The sequence below is a fragment of the Acidovorax sp. CF316 genome (genome assembly GCF_000276605.1).
Lineage (GTDB): Bacteria > Pseudomonadota > Gammaproteobacteria > Burkholderiales > Burkholderiaceae_C > Acidovorax.
The window spans coordinates 45,475-62,253 of sequence record NZ_AKJX01000198.1 but is presented as its reverse complement, the minus strand read 5'-3'; the positions used below and the strand labels follow the sequence as shown (position 1 = coordinate 62,253).

At 67.3% G+C, this 16,779-nt stretch carries 13 protein-coding genes and 1 tRNA gene; 11 read left to right on the top strand and 3 right to left on the bottom strand.

Annotated features, from left to right (window positions below; genetic code table 11):
* The first annotated feature begins 219 nt into the window (after positions 1–219).
* From PMI14_RS24395 to PMI14_RS24385, 3 genes are all read left to right on the top strand, one after another.
* Positions 220–1,980: an ATP-dependent DNA helicase RecQ gene (locus tag PMI14_RS24395; protein WP_007858364.1), complete on the top strand. Its 1,761-nt coding sequence runs from the start codon at positions 220–222 to the stop codon at positions 1,978–1,980.
* 92 nt (positions 1,981–2,072) lie between these two features.
* The gene (locus PMI14_RS24390) at positions 2,073–2,903 is read left to right on the top strand and encodes a transglutaminase family protein (RefSeq protein ID WP_007858361.1); all 831 of its coding nucleotides are present in this window, start codon (positions 2,073–2,075) and stop codon (positions 2,901–2,903) included.
* Between the two features lie 141 nt (positions 2,904–3,044).
* A complete protein-coding gene (locus PMI14_RS24385; RefSeq protein WP_035205520.1) occupies positions 3,045–3,425 on the top strand; it encodes a response regulator in 381 nt (126 codons plus the stop codon).
* A gap of 49 nt (positions 3,426–3,474) precedes the next feature.
* Here PMI14_RS24385 and PMI14_RS24380 read toward each other — a convergent pair whose 3' ends face one another.
* Positions 3,475–6,687 (bottom strand): hypothetical protein, encoded by a 3,213-nt coding sequence (locus PMI14_RS24380; protein ID WP_035205528.1) that lies wholly within the window; start codon positions 6,685–6,687, stop codon positions 3,475–3,477.
* 283 nt (positions 6,688–6,970) lie between these two features.
* Between PMI14_RS24380 and PMI14_RS24375 the strand changes: the two genes are divergently transcribed.
* On the top strand, positions 6,971–7,486 hold the full coding sequence (locus PMI14_RS24375) for a hypothetical protein (protein WP_007858355.1): 516 nt from the start codon (positions 6,971–6,973) through the stop codon (positions 7,484–7,486).
* Between the two features lie 77 nt (positions 7,487–7,563).
* Here the strand turns inward: PMI14_RS24375 and PMI14_RS24370 are convergent, their stop codons facing one another.
* Positions 7,564–8,346, bottom strand: coding sequence for a 3-hydroxybutyrate dehydrogenase (locus tag PMI14_RS24370; protein ID WP_007858353.1), 783 nt, complete (start codon positions 8,344–8,346; stop codon positions 7,564–7,566).
* Positions 8,347–8,467: 121 nt separating this feature from the next.
* On the opposite strand from PMI14_RS24370, the gene PMI14_RS24365 reads away from it, so the two are divergent.
* Both PMI14_RS24365 and PMI14_RS24360 read left to right on the top strand, forming a co-directional pair.
* Positions 8,468–9,442 (top strand): alpha/beta fold hydrolase, encoded by a 975-nt coding sequence (locus PMI14_RS24365; RefSeq protein ID WP_007858350.1) that lies wholly within the window; start codon positions 8,468–8,470, stop codon positions 9,440–9,442.
* Positions 9,439–11,667, top strand: coding sequence for a bifunctional (p)ppGpp synthetase/guanosine-3',5'-bis(diphosphate) 3'-pyrophosphohydrolase (locus PMI14_RS24360; protein ID WP_007858348.1), 2,229 nt, complete (start codon positions 9,439–9,441; stop codon positions 11,665–11,667). Before PMI14_RS24365 ends, PMI14_RS24360 begins: the two co-directional genes overlap by 4 nt.
* Before the next feature lie 389 nt (positions 11,668–12,056).
* Here the strand turns inward: PMI14_RS24360 and PMI14_RS24355 are convergent, their stop codons facing one another.
* A complete protein-coding gene (locus PMI14_RS24355; protein WP_007858346.1) occupies positions 12,057–12,719 on the bottom strand; it encodes a GntR family transcriptional regulator in 663 nt (220 codons plus the stop codon).
* Positions 12,720–12,909: 190 nt separating this feature from the next.
* Here PMI14_RS24355 and PMI14_RS24350 point away from each other — a divergent pair, with 190 nt between their 5' ends.
* From PMI14_RS24350 to PMI14_RS24330, 5 genes are all read left to right on the top strand, one after another.
* A complete protein-coding gene (locus tag PMI14_RS24350; RefSeq protein ID WP_081497388.1) occupies positions 12,910–13,788 on the top strand; it encodes an NAD(P)-binding domain-containing protein in 879 nt (292 codons plus the stop codon).
* A 46-nt stretch (positions 13,789–13,834) separates the two neighbouring features.
* Positions 13,835–14,827, top strand: a complete 993-nt coding sequence (locus PMI14_RS24345; protein ID WP_007858342.1) for a tripartite tricarboxylate transporter substrate binding protein — start codon at positions 13,835–13,837, stop codon at positions 14,825–14,827.
* A gap of 37 nt (positions 14,828–14,864) precedes the next feature.
* Entirely contained in the window at positions 14,865–15,539 is a 675-nt protein-coding gene (locus tag PMI14_RS24340; RefSeq protein ID WP_007858340.1) for an RraA family protein, read from the top strand.
* A 140-nt stretch (positions 15,540–15,679) separates the two neighbouring features.
* Positions 15,680–15,756 (top strand) — tRNA-Val (locus PMI14_RS24335).
* A gap of 503 nt (positions 15,757–16,259) precedes the next feature.
* On the top strand, positions 16,260–16,700 hold the full coding sequence (locus PMI14_RS24330; RefSeq protein WP_007858338.1) for a hypothetical protein: 441 nt from the start codon (positions 16,260–16,262) through the stop codon (positions 16,698–16,700).
* The last annotated feature ends 79 nt before the right edge of the window (positions 16,701–16,779 follow it).

The following is a 16,779-nucleotide window of genomic DNA, read 5'->3' as shown; positions in this document are numbered from 1 at the left end:
CCAACTCCCAACTCCCAACTCCCAACTCCCAACTCCCAACTCCCAACTCCCAACTCCCAACTCCCAATCATCAACCATCAACCCCCACATTCGCAGCGCTCGAACAGCGCATGCTGTCTTACACGCTCGTGCGCGGCATTCCGGCGCAGGGCGCGGGTCGTGCCTTCCCACAATTGGCCTCATCACCCGGAGCACCACAACCGCCAGCGCAGGCCCGACATGAGCACCCACACCACCACCAGCCGCAAGACCGCCCAGCCCCCCTCGGCCCCTCCATCCATCGCTATCGCCAGCCCCGACGCCATCCAGAAAACCCTGCGCAAGGTCTTCGGCCTCAAGCGCCTGCGTCCAGGCCAGCTGGACGTGGTGCAGCGCGTGCTGCAGGGTGCCTGCACGCTGGCGGTGATGCCCACCGGCGCGGGCAAGTCGCTGTGCTACCAGTTGCCGGCCCTGCTGCTGCCGGGCACCACCGTCGTGGTGTCGCCCCTGGTCGCACTGATGAAGGACCAGTGCGACGCCTTGCGCGCCTTGGGCGTGGCCGTGGTGCAAGTCAACAGCGCCGTCGGCAGCGATGAGCTGGCCGCGGCGCGCCAGGCCATCGAGAGCGGCAGCGCGCGCATCGTGCTGACCACGCCCGAGCAGATGGCCGACCCGGCGCTGATAGCCGCGCTGGCCCGGCACACGGTGAGCCTGCTGGTGGTGGACGAGGCGCACTGCATCGCCCAGTGGGGCCACGACTTTCGGCCCGCCTTCCTGGAGATCGCGCCGGCCGTGCGCGCGCTGGGGCGGCCCACGGTTCTGGCGCTCACGGCCACGGCCAAGCCGGCGGTGATGAAGGAGATCGTGTCCCAGTTCGGCATTGCCGCGGCCAACGTGGTGCAGACCGGCGCCTACCGGCCCAACCTGCAGCTGGCGGTGGAGCAACTGGGCCGCGCTGCCGACCGGCTGCCGCGTGCGCTGCAACTGGTGGCGGCCAGCCAGGGCCCGGCCATCGTCTACACCGCCACGGTCAAGAATGCGCAGGAGCTGCACGCCAAACTGGCCGCCGCTGGCGAAAGCGTCGGCCTGTACCACGGACGCCTGCCCGCTGCGCAGCGCACGCAGGCGCAGGACGACTTCATGGACGGCAGGGTGCGCGTGATGGTGGCAACCAACGCCTTCGGCCTGGGCATCGACAAGCCGGACATCCGCTTCGTGCTGCACTACCAGATGCCCGCCAGCGTGGACGCCTACTACCAGGAGGCCGGTCGCGCAGGGCGCGACGGTAACGACTCGCAGTGCACGCTGCTCTATGTGCGACAGGATCGCGCGCTGCAGCAGTTCTTCGCCTCGGGCCGATATCCCACGCTGGATGACCTGCAGGCCGTGCATGCCGCACTGCTGCACACGGCACCCGAAGGGGGCTGGACGGCCGATGCAATGGTCGACGCCGTGTCGAGCCCCCGGGCCAAGGCCCTGGTGGCGCTGAGCCTGCTGCGCAGCCACAAGGTGGTGCGGCGCGACCGGGCCGGCCGTTTCACCCTGGCCCGCGAACTGGACGATGCGGCGCTGGAACCCCTGCTGGCCAGCTACCGCAGCCGCCGCGAGCAGGACAGCGCGACGCTGGAGGCCATGGTGGCCTACTCCCAGAGCGGCCGTTGCCGTTGGCAGGCGGTGCTGTCGGCACTGGGCGACGAGTCTGCTGCCGCCGATGGTTGTGGCCGCTGCGACAACTGCCTGCGCATTGCCGCGCTGTCGCGCCTGGCGCCGGCCGTGGCCACGCCAGAGCAGCCCATCGAGGTGCGCACGCAGCCGACGAGCGCCAAGCCGGCCTTCACCGGCGGCGACGCCGTGCGCGCCAAGCGCTATGGCACCGGCCAGGTGGTCGAGGCCAATGCGCATGGGGTGACGGTGGAGTTCCCGAACGGGGCGCGGCGCACCTTTTTGCCGGAGTTCGTGCGCGCGGTGCGGCGGTCCGCGCAGGTGGCGCTCGCGGCGTGAAGCGGCCCGCCCAGCCCATGCGCAGGCGCATCCAGCGCGTTGGAGGGGCATTGCGGGTCCCCGCACCCAGTGCCAGCCCCTAGACTCGCTGGATGAACCAAACCTTCGTCAAGCTGCACGCCACCTGCCACATGACACTGTCCGCCGACGCAGACTGTGCCGTGGTGGCGGTGCTGCGCCCAAGAAGCGGGGATGCGCAGTGGATGGTGCAGGAGCGCTACGAGCTGACTCCGGTCGTGCCGATGACGGAGTATGTGGACGACCATGGCAACCTGTGCCAGCGGCTGAAGATTCCGCAGGGCCAGATGCGCATCGAGGTCGACATGATCATGATCACCGACACGCACATTGCGGTAGACGCCAGCGCCGCCGCCGTGCCGGTGGAAGAGCTGCCCTACGACGCCCTCAAGTACCTGCTGCAAAGCCGCTATTGCCCGTCCGACAAGATGCAGGACAAGGCGCGCGAGATCGTGGGCGATGCCTCGCCGGGCTATGGCCAGGTCGAGGCCATCCGCAGCTGGGTGCACCACAACCTCGAGTACCGCTACAACGTCAGCAGCGGCACCACCGATGCGCTGGACACCCTGAACGATGGCGCGGGCGTGTGCCGGGATTTCTCGCATGTCGCCATCGGCCTGTGCCGGGCCCTGGACATCCCTGCGCGCTACGTCGTGGGCTACCTGCACGCGCTCGACCCCATGGACATGCACGCCTGGTTCGAGGCCTTCGTGGGGGACCGGTGGTATGCCTTCGACGGAACCCAGGCCCATGCAAGGGGCGGGCGCATCGTGGTAGCCTACGGGAGGGATGCGGCAGATGTCGCGTTCCTGTCGTACTACGGCCCGCTCGAAATCACGCTGATGAACGTGCGCGTCGAAGAGATTGCGATGGAGGCCCCGCTGACTTTTCCCCTGCGGGCCTGATATCCGCCGAACCCTGTCAATCTGGCAGCTTGCCTGTCTGGCGCGCCCCTGCCGCACCTGCCACAGGGCGATGGCGGCTCCTGCTACCCCAACCTGATGTATGTGCAGTGCCTCTGCCAGGCGCTGCATCCCCCATTGAAGATGTCCCTCGTCACCCTTCTTGTAGAAGACAACAAACCCATTTGCGACACCCTGGTCCCGGCGCTGGAGGAGGCTGCCAACGCGCAGGTGGTGGCCATTGCAAAAACGTCGATGGGTGCCGGGCAGGCGCTGGCGCGCTGGCGCGGCAAGTGGCACCTGCTGGTGGTGGATCTGCACCTGGGCCAGGGCTCGGGCCTGGACGTGCTGCAGGCCGTGGGGCCGCGCTCTTCGGACCAGCATGTGCTGGTGCTGACCAACCACGCCACGCCCGAGATGCGCGCACGCTGCCTGGCCCTGGGGGCGGATGCGGTGTTCGACAAGGTGACCGAACTGCAGGCCTTCTTCGATCACTGCACGCAGCTGCCCGAGGTGGTGGTCTGATGGTGCTGGGTTGGCGGGGCTGTCCGCCAACCTCCACCGTGCATGGGCCTTACCAGCGCAGCGGCGAGGCCTCGCTGCCCCAGAAGATCCAGCGGCGCAGCTCCACATAAGGGGACGTGCCGATGGCGTAGGGGTCTGCGCCCACCCCTGTGCCTGCCTTCGCGTCCACCTGTGCGTCCACCTCCGCGCGCTGCAGCAGCACCAGGTAGCCGCTGCAGGTGCCGGCCAGCAGCAGGCTGCCGTCGTTCGATACCTCCAGCGCGCTGATGGTGCCGCCGATGTGGTGGCGCCACAGTGCCTTGCCGCTGTCGTCCCGGGCGTGCAGGTAGCCATAGGCGTCGCCCATGATCACCATGCCCGGCAGCGTGGCCGATGCGTAGACGCGGCATTCGGTGTCGAACGGTGTGCCCTCGCTGTCCTGCGCATCGCCCACGCGGCTGGCCACGGTGTAGCCGTTGTAGAAGTGGCAGGAGTTGGCCCACAGCAGCGCGCCGTCGTGCGAGAAGCGGGTGTGGTGCGGGTAGGACTCGGTCATCAGCGTGCGCAGCACCCGGCCCTGCGCGTCGAGCAGGATGTGCATGCTGTCCTGGTCGCCCAGGGCAATGTGCCGCTCATCGGGCGACAGCGCCATGTGCAGCATGTCCAGCGCCAGCTGGCGGGGGCCGGTGTTCTCGTCCTCGCCATCCTGGTCGTCGTCCTCGTCGTCTTCGCCATCATCATCATCATGGGCGTCCGCGCCGTTCTCCACCCCCTCCTGCAGCTGGTTCTTGGGCCAGCTGCAGGGGCCGTCCTCCTCGAACTCCTGCGGATGGATGCGTTGCACGCCGCCGGGTGTGAGCAGGTACACGCCCGTGGGGTTGCGCAGCAGCGCGCGCTGGCCGTCGTTGAAGGGGATGAGCTCGTCGCAGCGCTGGCCCAGTGCGCCTGCGGAAAGGCCCAGCGCGGTGGGCAGCCCCTCGTTGCCCTGCGGCAGCGGCAGTTGCGCGATCTGGGGCCCGTCAAAGCCCTGGTGCGTGGTGATGTGCGTGCCATCGCTCTGCGCATAGCAGCGCCCGTCGTGCGAGCGGCCCAGGCCCTTGAGCGCCGGCAGTGGTGTGAGCGCCGGGCCCTGCAGCTGCACCCAGTGCACGTCGGGGCTGTAGTCGGCACCCCTGCGCAGCACCGTGCCGGCACCGTCCGCCAGCTGGAACACCGGGCCGATGCACTGCCCCTGTTCCGACGCCAGGGCGGCATAGGCATCGGGCGCAAACGCAAAGCGCTGGCGAAACCGCTCGGTGAGGGCTTCGTCCGCCTGGCGGCTCACCACCCGGGCCAGCTGCAGCACCGTGGCGGCGCTGGCCCCGCGCGGGTCATCGGGCAGCGGGTCGCCGGAGCCTTGCTGCCCGGCGCCGGCATCGTCGTCCCACCGTGGTGGCTGGTAGCCGGCCGCTTCGGCGGCAGCGGCGGCTGCCTGCGCCACGCGCTGGTGGGCGCGGACGGCCGCCACATAGGCCTGGCCACCGGCCTGCCATTCCCCGGACAGCCGCAGCAGTTCGGGCGGGAACACGGCCGTATCCGGCAAACCAGGGGCCAGCGGCGGCGTGGCCAGCAGGTGCACCGCGGCTTCGATGCGCCGGGTCTCGGCTTCCTGGGCCTGCTCCTGGGCCTGCTCGGCCAACTGCTTGTCGTGCGCCTGCAGCAGCGATGCCTCCGCCATGCCCACCAGGCGCAGCAGCCGCGCACAGTGGTCGGCCGCACCGCGTGGCAGCGGCGGCCGGTGTTCGCTTTGCCGCTGGCTGTAGGTGAACTCCACCGGCTCCCGGCCCTCGCCTGGGCGGTCGATGTCGATCTGGTAGTTGCCGTGGGCGTCGTGCTCCACGTCGCCCGGGCCGTCCTCGCCGTTCTCCCAGCTCACATCGAGCGCGCGACACCAGAACTCGCCATCGTGCATGGCGGGCTGGCGCGCGCCCAGCCACACGTCGCCGAACCAGGTGCCGCGCTTGTCAGCGTCCCACCAGTCGTTGTACTCGTCGGTGAACACGGGCAGGCGGGTGATGCGTTCGATGCGCTGGGCGCTGAGCTCTGCCTTCAGCCGCTGGTGCAGCGGGTAGCCCGCGCCCGCCTGGCCCACGGCGCGGCGCACATAGTCGAGCACGCCGCGCCATGCTGCTTCGCAGGCCTCGTGCACTTCATCATCGGCGTCCTTGTCCAGCGTGGTCCATTCGCCGGGTTCGCCATCGGTGAACTCGCGGTACAGCAGGGTGATGGACTCGGCAACTGCCGCGGCACGCCGGCGCCGCGTGGCCCGGCCCGAGGTCGCACAAGCCTGCGGCACAGCCAGGTAGAACTCCCAGGTCTTCCACACCGTGATGTACACCCGGTCGTCATGCTGCGTGCCTTCCGCGTCCACATGGCGGCGGCACAGCGAGAAATGGGTCTGCCCGAACCAGCCGTCGGTGTGCTCCTCATCATCACCCTCCAGCACGGGCGAGTTCACCATGGCCTGGATATTGGCCGCGCTGATGGCCTCGTCGGCAAACAGGTCGTCGGCCAGGGGCAGGTCGGCGTGGATGTCGCGGCTGCTGCGCACCGGGCTCTGGCCTGCACGCACGGCGGCCAACACACGGTCGCGGTCCAGCAGGTCGGCCAGGCTGCCTTCGCCATCGTCGATGCCGTTGTAGAAGCCCGGGGCAAACACCAGCCCGGCGGCCTCGTTAGAGAACTCCACCAGGCTCGGTACGCCGCGCACCTCGTCGAGCAGAAACTCCACTTCCTCATCACCGTCGATGTGCACGGCGCAGTCTTCGGTGAACAGCGCCACGCGCGCCGCAAGGCCGCCATCCACCCGCAGTTCGCCCGGCTCGCCGTGGGCCCACAGCAGACCATCGACCTGCAGCGTGCCCTGCACATGCAGTAGCAGCCCTTCCACCACGGCGTGCTGCAGCTGCGCATTGCCCAGCACGGTGAGGTGGCTGCTGCCATAGGCGTCGCCACCGCTCAGTGCCCCGTCGATCTGCAGATTGCCTTCGATGAGCACAAGGTACAGATGACCCGGAGGCGGCCCTGGCAGACCGGAGGTGGCCTGGGCCAGGGCGCGCAGCGCGCTGCCGGGCTGCAGGGGCGCGTCCAGATCCAGCGCGGACAACTGCAGGTCACCGCTGACCCAGGCCACGGTGGCCTCGGCCAGGGTGTCGGGCTCCGACTGCCATTGCTCGGCCATCGGGCCATCGGCAGGGAGCAGGTGGGCCACGTCGGCCAGGGGTACGAAACGCAGGGTGGGCATGGGCAAGACAGGCGTGGCGCGCCCGAGGGTCGTTGAGAGAATGGACAGGGTGGTGGAACGGGGCGCGGACGGCGGCCCGCCCAAAGTGGGCATGGCGCGCCGCACCCGTGTGTTGTTGACCCCCTCCGTTCAGCCAATGTATGCGGCAACGGCGTGTGGCCGCGGCCTTCCGTCGCAATGAAGTGCCCATCCGTCGATTTGTTCCGGATTGGCGTGCCATCCTTGAACAGGTTCTAAGATGGCGGCCATCCGTTCTGTTCTGTTTCACGCCAGGAGCCGTGCTGTGAGCTTTTCCCACAAGGCGTTTGCGTTCGATGGGCGTGCGTTCGAACGCCAGTTGGCGCCAACGCTGCGCCTGGCGCTGGCCCAGGGCGGTACCTCGGCCCTGGAGGCTTTCATCGACACCCATCGGGCGTCGCTCAAGGATCCGTACGATGGGGAGCCGCTGTCGCCCGACTGGCGCTCGCAGCTCGAAGCCGGCGATGTGCAGGAACTCGCCGACTTTGCGCTCACCCACTACTACGACCCGAAGGCGGACTTCGGTATCGGCGCAGAGTGGGCTGGCCTGGAGCCGGACCTGCCCGGCGTGCAGCGGCAGGCGTTGCTGGGCGCAGCGCTGGAAGAGGGCGGCCAGGCCTTCGATCCAGGCCGCATGGGCAGTTACTTCCAGGATCAGCCGTGTGCCGCCAAGTCCCTGCAGGTGCTTGGGCATGTGGACGATGGCGGAGCACTGGGTGCCTTCAAGCGCGGGTTGCAGCAGGCCGTCCGCGCGGGGCGGTGGATTTATGTCAGCTTTTGAGGCGAGCGCACTGCCGTTGGCAGCAGGCGCTCATGGCAGCGGATAAAAATCGCAGCCGTTCAGTGCACGGTGCTGGCTTACTGCGCCGCCCAGCCCCCATCCATGTTCCACGCCACGCCGCGCACGTTGTTGGCGGCGGGGGAACAGAAGAACACGGCCAACTCGCCCAGTTCTTCGGGGGTGGTGAACTGCATCGAGGGCTCTTTTTCGCCCAGCAGCAGCTTCTTGGCGTCTTCGTTCGACAGGCCGTGCTCGGCGGCCTTGGCGTCCACCTGTTTTTGCACCAGGGGGGTCAGCACCCAGCCGGGGCAGATCGCGTTGCAGGTGACGCCGGTGGTGGCGTTCTCCAGTGCGGTCACCTTGGTCAGGCCGACGATGCCGTGCTTGGCGGCCACGTAGGCGGCTTTCTGGGCCGAGCCTACCAGGCCGTGCACCGATGCCAGGTTGATGATGCGGCCCCAGTTGGCGGCCTTCATGGCGGGCAGGGCCAGGCGCGATGCGTGGAAGGCGCTGGACAGGTTGATGGCGATGATGGCGTCCCACTTCTCGACGGGGAAGTCTTCCACGTTGGCCACGTGCTGGATGCCGGCGTTGTTGACCAGGATGTCCACGCGGCCGAACTGGCTGGCGCTGTACTTCATCATGTCTTCGATGTCGGCCACGCGGCTCATGTCGGCACCGTGGTAGGCCACCTGGGCGCCGGCTTCCTTGCCGGCGGCCAGCACTTCGGCGCGGGGCGTGTCCACATCGCCAAAACCGTTCAGTACCACGTTGGCGCCCTGTCGCGCGAGGGCTTTGGCGATACCGAGGCCGATGCCGCTGGTGGAGCCAGTGACGAGGGCCGTTTTGCCTTTGAGCATGAGTGTCACTCCGAATGAAAGATGAATATGAATTACGATGAAGGCAACGCCTTGCCAGGGCTCCTGGCCGGCGCTGATTGAACGCAGGCATTATCAAGTGCCGCTACCGGATTTCGCACCCATGATAGAACCTACGCTGAACTACGTACTGTGCCCTGGCCCCGGGGCCGCTGCGGTGCCCGCCGGTCAAGACCCTGCTGCCGCCAGGCCTGTCACAGGCCCGCAGCACCGCATGGCGTATTGGGAGTGGAATGCCACGGGCAACCCCGCGCATTCGCACGTGATCGTCTGCGTGCACGGCCTGTCGCGCCAGGGGCGCGATTTCGACGTGCTGGCCCGTCAATTGAGCCAGCACGCCCGCGTGGTCTGCCCCGACGTGGTGGGCCGCGGCCAGAGCGACTGGCTGGCCGACCCCATGGGCTACCAGATCCCGCAGTACGGCGCCGACATGGTGGCCTTGCTGGCGCAATTGCACCAGCAGGCACCCATCACCACGCTCGACTGGGTGGGCACCAGCATGGGCGGGCTGATCGGCATGGGCATCACGGGCCAGCCCGATCTGCCGCTGCCCGTGCCGGTGCGCCGCCTGGTGCTCAACGACGTGGGGCCGGTGATCCAGTGGCAGGCGCTGCAGCGCATCGGCCAGTACCTGGGCTTTCTCGCCAAGTTCGAATCGCTGCAGCAGGCGGCCGATGCCATGTGGACGATTTCCACCAGCTTTGGCCCGCACACGCCGGCCCAGTGGCTGGAGCTGTCGCGCGCCATGGTGCGCAGCCTGCCCGAAGGCGGCGTCACGCTGCACTACGACCCGGCCATTGCCGTGCCTTTCAGGTCCCTGACGCAGGAGGCCGCCACTGCGGGCGAAGCCTTCCTGTGGCAGCTGTACGACCAGATCACCGCGCGCACCCTGCTGCTGCGCGGCGCGCAGTCGGACCTGCTCTCGCACGACACCGCGCAGGCCATGGCCGCGCGCGGCCCGCGTGCGCAACTGGTGGAATTTGCGGGCGTGGGCCATGCGCCCACCCTGGTCGCAGCCGACCAGGTGGCGGCGGTGCGTGATTTTCTGCTGGCGGAGGAAGGTACTGCCGCCGCATGAAGACGCTTGCCCCGCCCCCCGGCCCGCCACTGAACACGGCCGAGGCCGTACCCCAACTGATCGCGGCCACGGCCCACACCTTGCCCGAACAGGTCAACGCGCTGGTGCGTGCCCGCGCCTTTGCCGAGCCGCTGATCGCCAGCGAAGCGCTGGACTCCGGCGAGAACACCCTGGCCCATGCCGACGCGGTGGCCGCCATCCTCAAGAGCATTGGCGGCTCCGAAGCCATGCAGGCCGCCAGCTACCTGGTGTACTCGTGCGTGCACCTGAACAAGCCCGAGGAAGTGATCACCAAGGCCTTTGGCGCCAATTTTGCCGCGCTGGCGGTAGAGACCACCAAGCTCGTGCGCGTGCAGCAGCAGGCGCGCGGTGCCCAGGCGCTGGACGACCCGGCCCTGCAGACCGAGAACGTGCGCAAGATGCTGCTGGCCTTCTCGCGCGACCTGCGCGTGGTCATGCTGCGCCTGGCCTCGCGGCTGCAGACGCTGCGCTTTCACGCGGCCACCAAGCTGCCCATGTCGCCCAGCCTGGCGCGCGAGTCGCTGCAGGTGTTTGCCCAACTGGCCAACCGCCTGGGCATCTGGCAGGTGAAGTGGGAACTGGAAGACCTGTCGTTCCGATTCCTGGAGCCCGACACCTACAAGGAGGTGGCGCGCCTGCTCGACGAGAAGCGCGGCGAGCGCGAGGTCTACATGGAGCAGCTGCGCGCGCGGCTCGAGTCGGACCTGCGTGCGCGCAGCATCAGCGCCAGCGTGCAGGGCCGGCCCAAGCACATCTACAGCATCGTCAAGAAGATGCGCGGCAAGTCGCTCAACTTCGACCAGGTGTATGACATCCGCGCGCTGCGCGTGGTGGTGCCCACGGTGAAGGACTGCTACGCCGCGCTGAGCTGGGTGCACCAGCGCTTTGCGCCCATCGTCGAGGAGTTCGACGACTACATCGCCAAGCCCAAGGCCAACGGCTACCAGTCGCTGCACACCATCGTGCGCGACGACCTCAACGGCAAGCCCATCGAGATCCAGATCCGCACCCAGGCCATGCACGAGCATGCCGAGCACGGCGTGGCCGCGCACTGGGCCTACAAGGAGGCGGGTGCCAAGGGCTATGTGGGCGTGTCGGCCACCGGCGAGTACGACGCCAAGATCGCCGTGCTGCGCCAGCTGCTGGCGTGGGAGCGCGACCTGGCCGGCCATGCGCAAAAGAGCAACGGCCTGTTCGAGGACCGCATCTACGTGCTGACCCCCGAGGCCGCCGTGGTCGACCTGCCCCAGGGCGCCACCCCGGTGGACTTTGCCTACAGCGTGCACACCAGCCTGGGCCACCGCTGCCGCGGCGCCAAGGTCGACGGCGTGATGGTGCCGCTGAACACCCCGCTGCAGAACGGCCAGACGGTGGAGATCGTCACCGTGAAGGAAGGCCGCCCCTCGCGCGACTGGCTCAATGCCGAGCTGGGCTACCTCACCAGCAACCGCGCCAAGGCCAAGGTGCGCGCCTGGTTCAACGCCCAGGCCACGCACGAAACCGTGGCCCGCGGCCGCGAGGCGGTGGAGCGCCTGCTGCAGCGCGAGGGCAAGACGGCCGTGAAGCTCGACGACCTGGCCGTGCAACTGGGCTTCAAGTCGGCCGAGGCCCTGTTCGAGGTGGTGGGCAAGGACGAGTTCTCGCTGCGCAACATCGAGACCGTGCTGCGCCCGGCCGAGCCGCCGCCGAGCAGCGATGACTACCTGCTGCTGAAAAAGCCGCGTGGCAACGAATCATCCGGCCCCAAGGGCGGGGTGCTGGTGGTGGGCATCGACTCGCTCATGACCCAACTGGCCAAGTGCTGCAAGCCCGCGCCGCCGGACGACATACGCGGCTTTGTCACGCGCGGCAAGGGCGTGAGCGTGCACCGCTCGGACTGCAGCAACTTCCGCGAGATGGCCGCCCGCAATGGCGAGCGCGTGATCGACGTGGACTGGGGCCTGCCCAAGGCCTCGGCCGCGGACAAGCCCGCTGTGTACCCGGTGGACGTGGCCGTGGAGGCCGCCGACCGCCAGGGCCTGCTGCGCGATATCTCCGAAGTGTTTGCACGCGAGAAGACCAACGTCATCGGCGTGCAGACCCAGTCCGTCAAGGGCACGGCGTGGATGACCTTCACCGTGGAGGTGGCCGACTCGGGCCGGCTCAACAAGGTGCTGGGCATCGTGGCCGGCGTGCAAGGGGTGCGCTCGGCACGGCGCCGATAGCAGCCTTCAAGAGCTGCTCACAAAACTCAGCGCAGCGGTTCTGGCTAGGCGCTGCGTCGCAGGCAGTACGTTAGGGCGTGTCATCGTTCATTTAGCCCCCGCGCTGGCCCCGCCATGTGGACGGATGCGCGAAGCGCGGCGCAGCCAATAGCCCAGCTATTGGCAAGCCGTGCGACAAAGCAGGCGCCGCATGGCGGGGTCAGCCCGAAGGGAAAGCCTGCAGCGCGGCACATTGCGGCGTTGCCCTTCGATTGCGTAGCCATGCTGCGCGGCACTCAGGGCGCCTTGCACTGCACCACGCCGCAGGCTTTCGCGGGGGCCAAATGAATGATGACACGCCCTAGTACGACAAGATGCAGCAACGACGCCAGAAGAGTTTTTGAGCAGCTCTAAGCGGAGGGCGCGCGCTTGTACTCGCCTCGGTGCACCATGAACCGGTGGTGCGACATGCGCAGGTGCAGCTGCATCACCTGGCGCGCCAGCTCGCCTTCCCGGGCGCGCACGGCAATCACCAGGTCGCGGTGGTGGTGCAGGCTTTGCACCAGCTCCTCGGGCGTGTAGATGTAGAACGAGCGCTTGATGATAGGCATGTCGATCATGGTCGCCAGCATGGTCTTGAGACGCGGCGAGCCTGATGCCTCGATCAGCGCGTGGTGAAAATCCCGGTTGGCCGACTGCACCTCGGCAATGCCATCGGGCCCGGCGGCAATGCCGGCCTCCATGCGCTGGTTGCTGGCCTCCAGCTCGTCGGCCAGCCCCTCTCCGCCGCGCGTGGCCGCAAGGAAGGAGGCATACGGCTCCAGCAGCATGCGCAGCTGGAAGGTCTCTTCCACATCCCAGTCGCTCCACTCCGATACGCGGATGCCCTGGCCCGCCCCGTCCGTGGCCAGGCCGTCTTCCACCAGGCGGTGCAGGGCATTGCGCACCGGCGTGCGGCTCAGCCCCAGGTCGCGGGCGATGGGCTCTTCCTTGAGCTGCTCGCCGGGTCGGTAGTGCCCGCCGATGAGCCGCTGCCGCAGAACCTCGTACGCCTTGTCTTTCACGTTTTGCACTGTTTTTGCACCAGGTGGGTGGTATGGGTGTGCTGATTCTAGGTGAGCCGTGCAGGCGGTGCAGGATTTGGCTCTGGACTCAATAAAATACAGAATAAGTGCAAATTTGCATCTGAATACGGGAAATCCCTATGATTTTTTGGATGCGATGCTCCATAAACTGCCATCAATGTTTTAAATTTGTATTTTTATGAAGATAGCAATACTTGGTGGTGGAATGGTCGGGGCCTGCTACATGCAGGCCTTCCTGGAGCAGGGGCACACCCTGGTGGGCCTGTGCGACCTGCAGCCAAGCGCTGCGGTGGCCGGCGCCGTGCAGGCCGCTGGCGCGCAGGTGCATACCGCGCCCGGTGCCTGGATGGCCGGGGCCGACCTAGTGGTGAGCGCCGTGTTCGGCACCGTGGCGCGCAGCCTGTTCGAGGCCTGCCTGCCCCATCTGCAGGATGGCGCGCTGTACGTGGACATGACCACGGCCGACCCCGGCGAGATGCGCGAATGCGCCGAGCTGGCCGAGCGCGGCGCACAGGGCCGGGCGGTGCACTTCGTGGACGTGGCCATCACCGGTGCCGTCAACCTGGGCGGCAAGAAGACGCCGCTGCTCGTGGCCGGTGGCCAGGCCGGTTTTGTACAGGAATTGTTTTTGCCGTTCGGCGGCTCCGTCCGCGTGGTGGGCGATCGGCCGGGCGATGCCGCCTCGCTCAAGCTCCTGCGCAGCATCTATACCAAGGGCACCGAGGCGCTGGCCGTGGAATGCCTGGTCACCGCCCAGCAGATGGGCTTGCGCGAGCAGCTGTATGCCGTGCTGAAGGATGTGGACGAAACACCTCTGCGCACGCTGATGGAATCCATGGTGCGCACGCACATCCCGCACTCCGCGCGCCGCAAAAGCGAGGTGGCCGAGGCCCGGCAGCAGATGGCGCGCAATGGCCTGGCACCCGTGGTCCTGCCCTCCGTCGAAGCGCTGTTCGCCGCCACGGCCCAGGCGCATGCGGCGCAGCCTTTCACCGGCACCTCCACCGACGAAGCCATCGCCTGGCTGGGCAGCCATGTGCTTGCCAGCAGCCCTTGACCGACCACTGCGCTACCCGAATACCAACCTACTGGAGACACCTGCAATGACGACGACCTTGACCCGACGCACCCTGGCCCTTGGCGGCCTGCTGGCCCTGGCGGCGGCCTCTGCCATCGCCCCGGCACATGCCCAGGGCAACTACCCGCAGCGGCCCATCAAGTTCATCGTGCCGTTCCCGGCGGGTGGGGGCACCGACAACCTGACCCGGCTGGTCAGCACCAAGCTCACCGACGCCTACGGCTGGGCCATCGTGGTGGAGAACAAGCCCGGTGCCGGCGGCAACCTGGCACTGGACCAGACGGCCAAGGCCCCCGCCGACGGCCTGACGCTGGTGATGGCGCAGACCGACAACGTGGTGCTCAACCCGCTGCTGTACTCCAAGCTCACCTACAGCCCCGACAAGGACCTGCGCGCCGTGGCGCTGGTCGCCGCCGGCCCGGCCGTGCTGGTGGTGAACGCCGACTCGCCTTACAAGACGCTGGACGACATCATCCAGGCCGCCAAGAAGGAACCCGGGCGCCTGAGCTTTGCCACGCCGGGCACCGGCACCATCTCGCACATCATCAGCGAGGCCTGGCAGAAAAGCTCCAGCGTGAAGTTCACGCACGTGCCGTTTCGCGGCATGGCGCAGGCCATGCCCGACCTGCTGGGCGGGCGCATCGACATGTACATGGGCTCCATCCCCACGCTGCTGTCGCACATCCAGTCGGGCAAGGTGCGCGCCATCGGTGTGACCACGGCGCGCCGCTCCAAGCTGCTGCCCGACGTGCCCACCTACACCGAGTCTGGCATCAAGGGCGTGGAGCTGGCCAGCGTGTGGGGCGTGATGGCCCCGGCCGGCACGCCCGACGCCATCGTCAAACAGCTCAACGAAGCCATCAACAAGGTGGTGAACGCCCCCGACACGGCCAGGAAGATCGCCGACTCCGGCGCCGAGCTCATCACCGGCACGCCCGAAGACATGGCCAGGCTGTACGCCAGCGACCGCGCCCGCCTGGCCCCCATCGTCAAGAGCTCGGGCACCACGCTCGACTGATCACTTCCCTATCCATCATCCAAGCGAGAGACACACCATGATCGGTTGCCAAATCTTGAAACGCCAACGCGCCGTGAGCCTGGAACTGGCCCGTCAATTCCTCGACGTGCCAGTGGCCAACGTCAGCGACTGCATGTCGCGCATGACGGCCGGCGGCCCGCGCCTGCGCCCCATGCACGACGGCACCGCCATGGCCGGCCCGGCCCTCACCATCAGGACCCGCCCGGGCGACAACCTGCTCATCCACAAGGCCTTGAAGCTGGCCCAGCCCGGCGACGTGATCGTGGTGGACGCGGGCGGCGACCTCACCAATGCGCTCATCGGCGAGATCATGGTGGGCGAGGCCAAGCTCAAGGGCTTTGCCGGCATCGTCATCAACGGCGCCATCCGCGACAGCGCCGTGCTGCGCAAGGACAGCTTCCCCGTGTTCGCCGCCGGCGTCACCCACCGCGGCCCCTACAAGGACGGCCCCGGCGAGATCAACGTGCCCATCGCCATCGACGGCATGGTCATCGAGCCCGGCGACCTGGTCATCGGCGACGACGACGGTTTGCTGTGCGTGCCCTACGACCAGGCCGAACAACTGCTGGCCGCCGCCCACCAAAAGCAGAAGATCGAAGCCGTGATGGTGGCCGAGATCGCGGACGGCACGCAGGACAATGCGTGGATCGACGCAGCCCTCCAACGCGTGAACTGCAGCATCGAGGCTTGAGGCCCATAAAGAGGCCGCTGCCGGCCCCTTGCAGCGCAGGGCGCCGCAGCGGCCGGCAGCAGTCTTTTGAATCTTTTGCTGCAACTTTGCCGGACGGCCTTTTTTTGTGGCTATAATCGTGGTCTTGAACAGAACAACACAGGCGCGTAGCTCAGCTGGTTAGAGCACCACCTTGACATGGTGGGGGTCGTTGGTTCGAGTCCAATCGCGCCTACCAAGATTCCTTCTGAAGAAACCAGCTTCAGAAATCAACGGGATCTTGAAGAAGACTGCAGCAAGCAGTCTTGGAAAAGCAAACAGCCACCTTCGGGTGGCTTTTTTGTTTCCCCACCGGTTCCCGTTAGGCGCGCTCGCTGTGATGCAACTCCTGCCAGCCCACTCCGCCGTACGCCTGGAGCAGCATCTTTGCGTTCTTTTGCCCCTGACCGGCCCACCATGCCGATTGAGCTGCGTCTGCCTGCATCGGCTCGCCCATGGGTGCTTCTGTGTCCGCCCTGGCTGGGATCGACCGGCCCGAGGGACATGATGTGCAACTGGCCGCCGCGCTGTGGCTTTGTCTATCACCCGTAGAGGTGGATACAAATTGAAACAGTGCGGTGTACCATCTCCGGCGGAAACCCCCGCTTCGTGCCGTCGCAAGTGGTGCACTCGGCACTGCAATTGAGGCCGAGCCGAAATCAGGCGACGCGCAGCGCCCCGACTGCGCAGGAGGAGAACTCGATGCTCAAGAAAATAGCGGCCCTCGCGGCCATGCTCGTAGCGGGCGCAGCACAAGCAGCAGGGCCATATGACGGCATTTACTTCAACCCAAGCAGCAGCTCCTATTTTTCCGTCCATACCAACGGAAACTCGATGATTGCAGTGGGCCTTTCAGCGGTGCCGGCCAACAACCTTCAGTTCACAACCGCGCTCGGCGTCGTACGGGTGAATTCAGTCGCGACGTGGGAGGTGGCCACCGGAGGCATCTCAGGCAACAATGCCATCCTTCTCGGCACCAATCTCTACGGCGCCTGCGATGTCACCTATGACATCGATTTCGTACCGGGCGCAGCCATCGTTCGCATTGCCGGTTCCATCCAATCCGCCGTCGGCCGGCAAAGCGGGATTAACTGCGCGGCGCTGACGTCCACGCCGATCTTGACACTGCCGAAAGCCTTCTGAGAGGCGTGACCGCCACTCAACAATGGCTAGAACAAGGAGGGGGATGAAATTGTTGGTGACTAGGCTGCCGGTGACGAAT

Bases quoted from the DNA above. Each gene is read 5' to 3' on its own strand.
- PMI14_RS24390 (WP_007858361.1), top strand. From the start codon at position 2,073: ATGAACCAAACCTTCGTCAAGCTGCACGCCACCTGCCACATGACACTG.
- PMI14_RS24385 (WP_035205520.1), top strand. From the start codon at position 3,045: ATGTCCCTCGTCACCCTTCTTGTAGAAGACAACAAACCCATTTGCGAC.
- PMI14_RS24365 (WP_007858350.1), top strand. From the start codon at position 8,468: ATGATAGAACCTACGCTGAACTACGTACTGTGCCCTGGCCCCGGGGCC.
- PMI14_RS24350 (WP_081497388.1), top strand. From the start codon at position 12,910: ATGAAGATAGCAATACTTGGTGGTGGAATGGTCGGGGCCTGCTACATG.
- PMI14_RS24395 (WP_007858364.1), top strand. From the start codon at position 220: ATGAGCACCCACACCACCACCAGCCGCAAGACCGCCCAGCCCCCCTCG.
- PMI14_RS24330 (WP_007858338.1), top strand. From the start codon at position 16,260: ATGCTCAAGAAAATAGCGGCCCTCGCGGCCATGCTCGTAGCGGGCGCA.
- PMI14_RS24370 (WP_007858353.1), bottom strand. From the start codon at position 8,346: ATGCTCAAAGGCAAAACGGCCCTCGTCACTGGCTCCACCAGCGGCATC.
- PMI14_RS24340 (WP_007858340.1), top strand. From the start codon at position 14,865: ATGATCGGTTGCCAAATCTTGAAACGCCAACGCGCCGTGAGCCTGGAA.
- PMI14_RS24360 (WP_007858348.1), top strand. From the start codon at position 9,439: ATGAAGACGCTTGCCCCGCCCCCCGGCCCGCCACTGAACACGGCCGAG.
- PMI14_RS24380 (WP_035205528.1), bottom strand. From the start codon at position 6,687: ATGCCCACCCTGCGTTTCGTACCCCTGGCCGACGTGGCCCACCTGCTC.
- PMI14_RS24345 (WP_007858342.1), top strand. From the start codon at position 13,835: ATGACGACGACCTTGACCCGACGCACCCTGGCCCTTGGCGGCCTGCTG.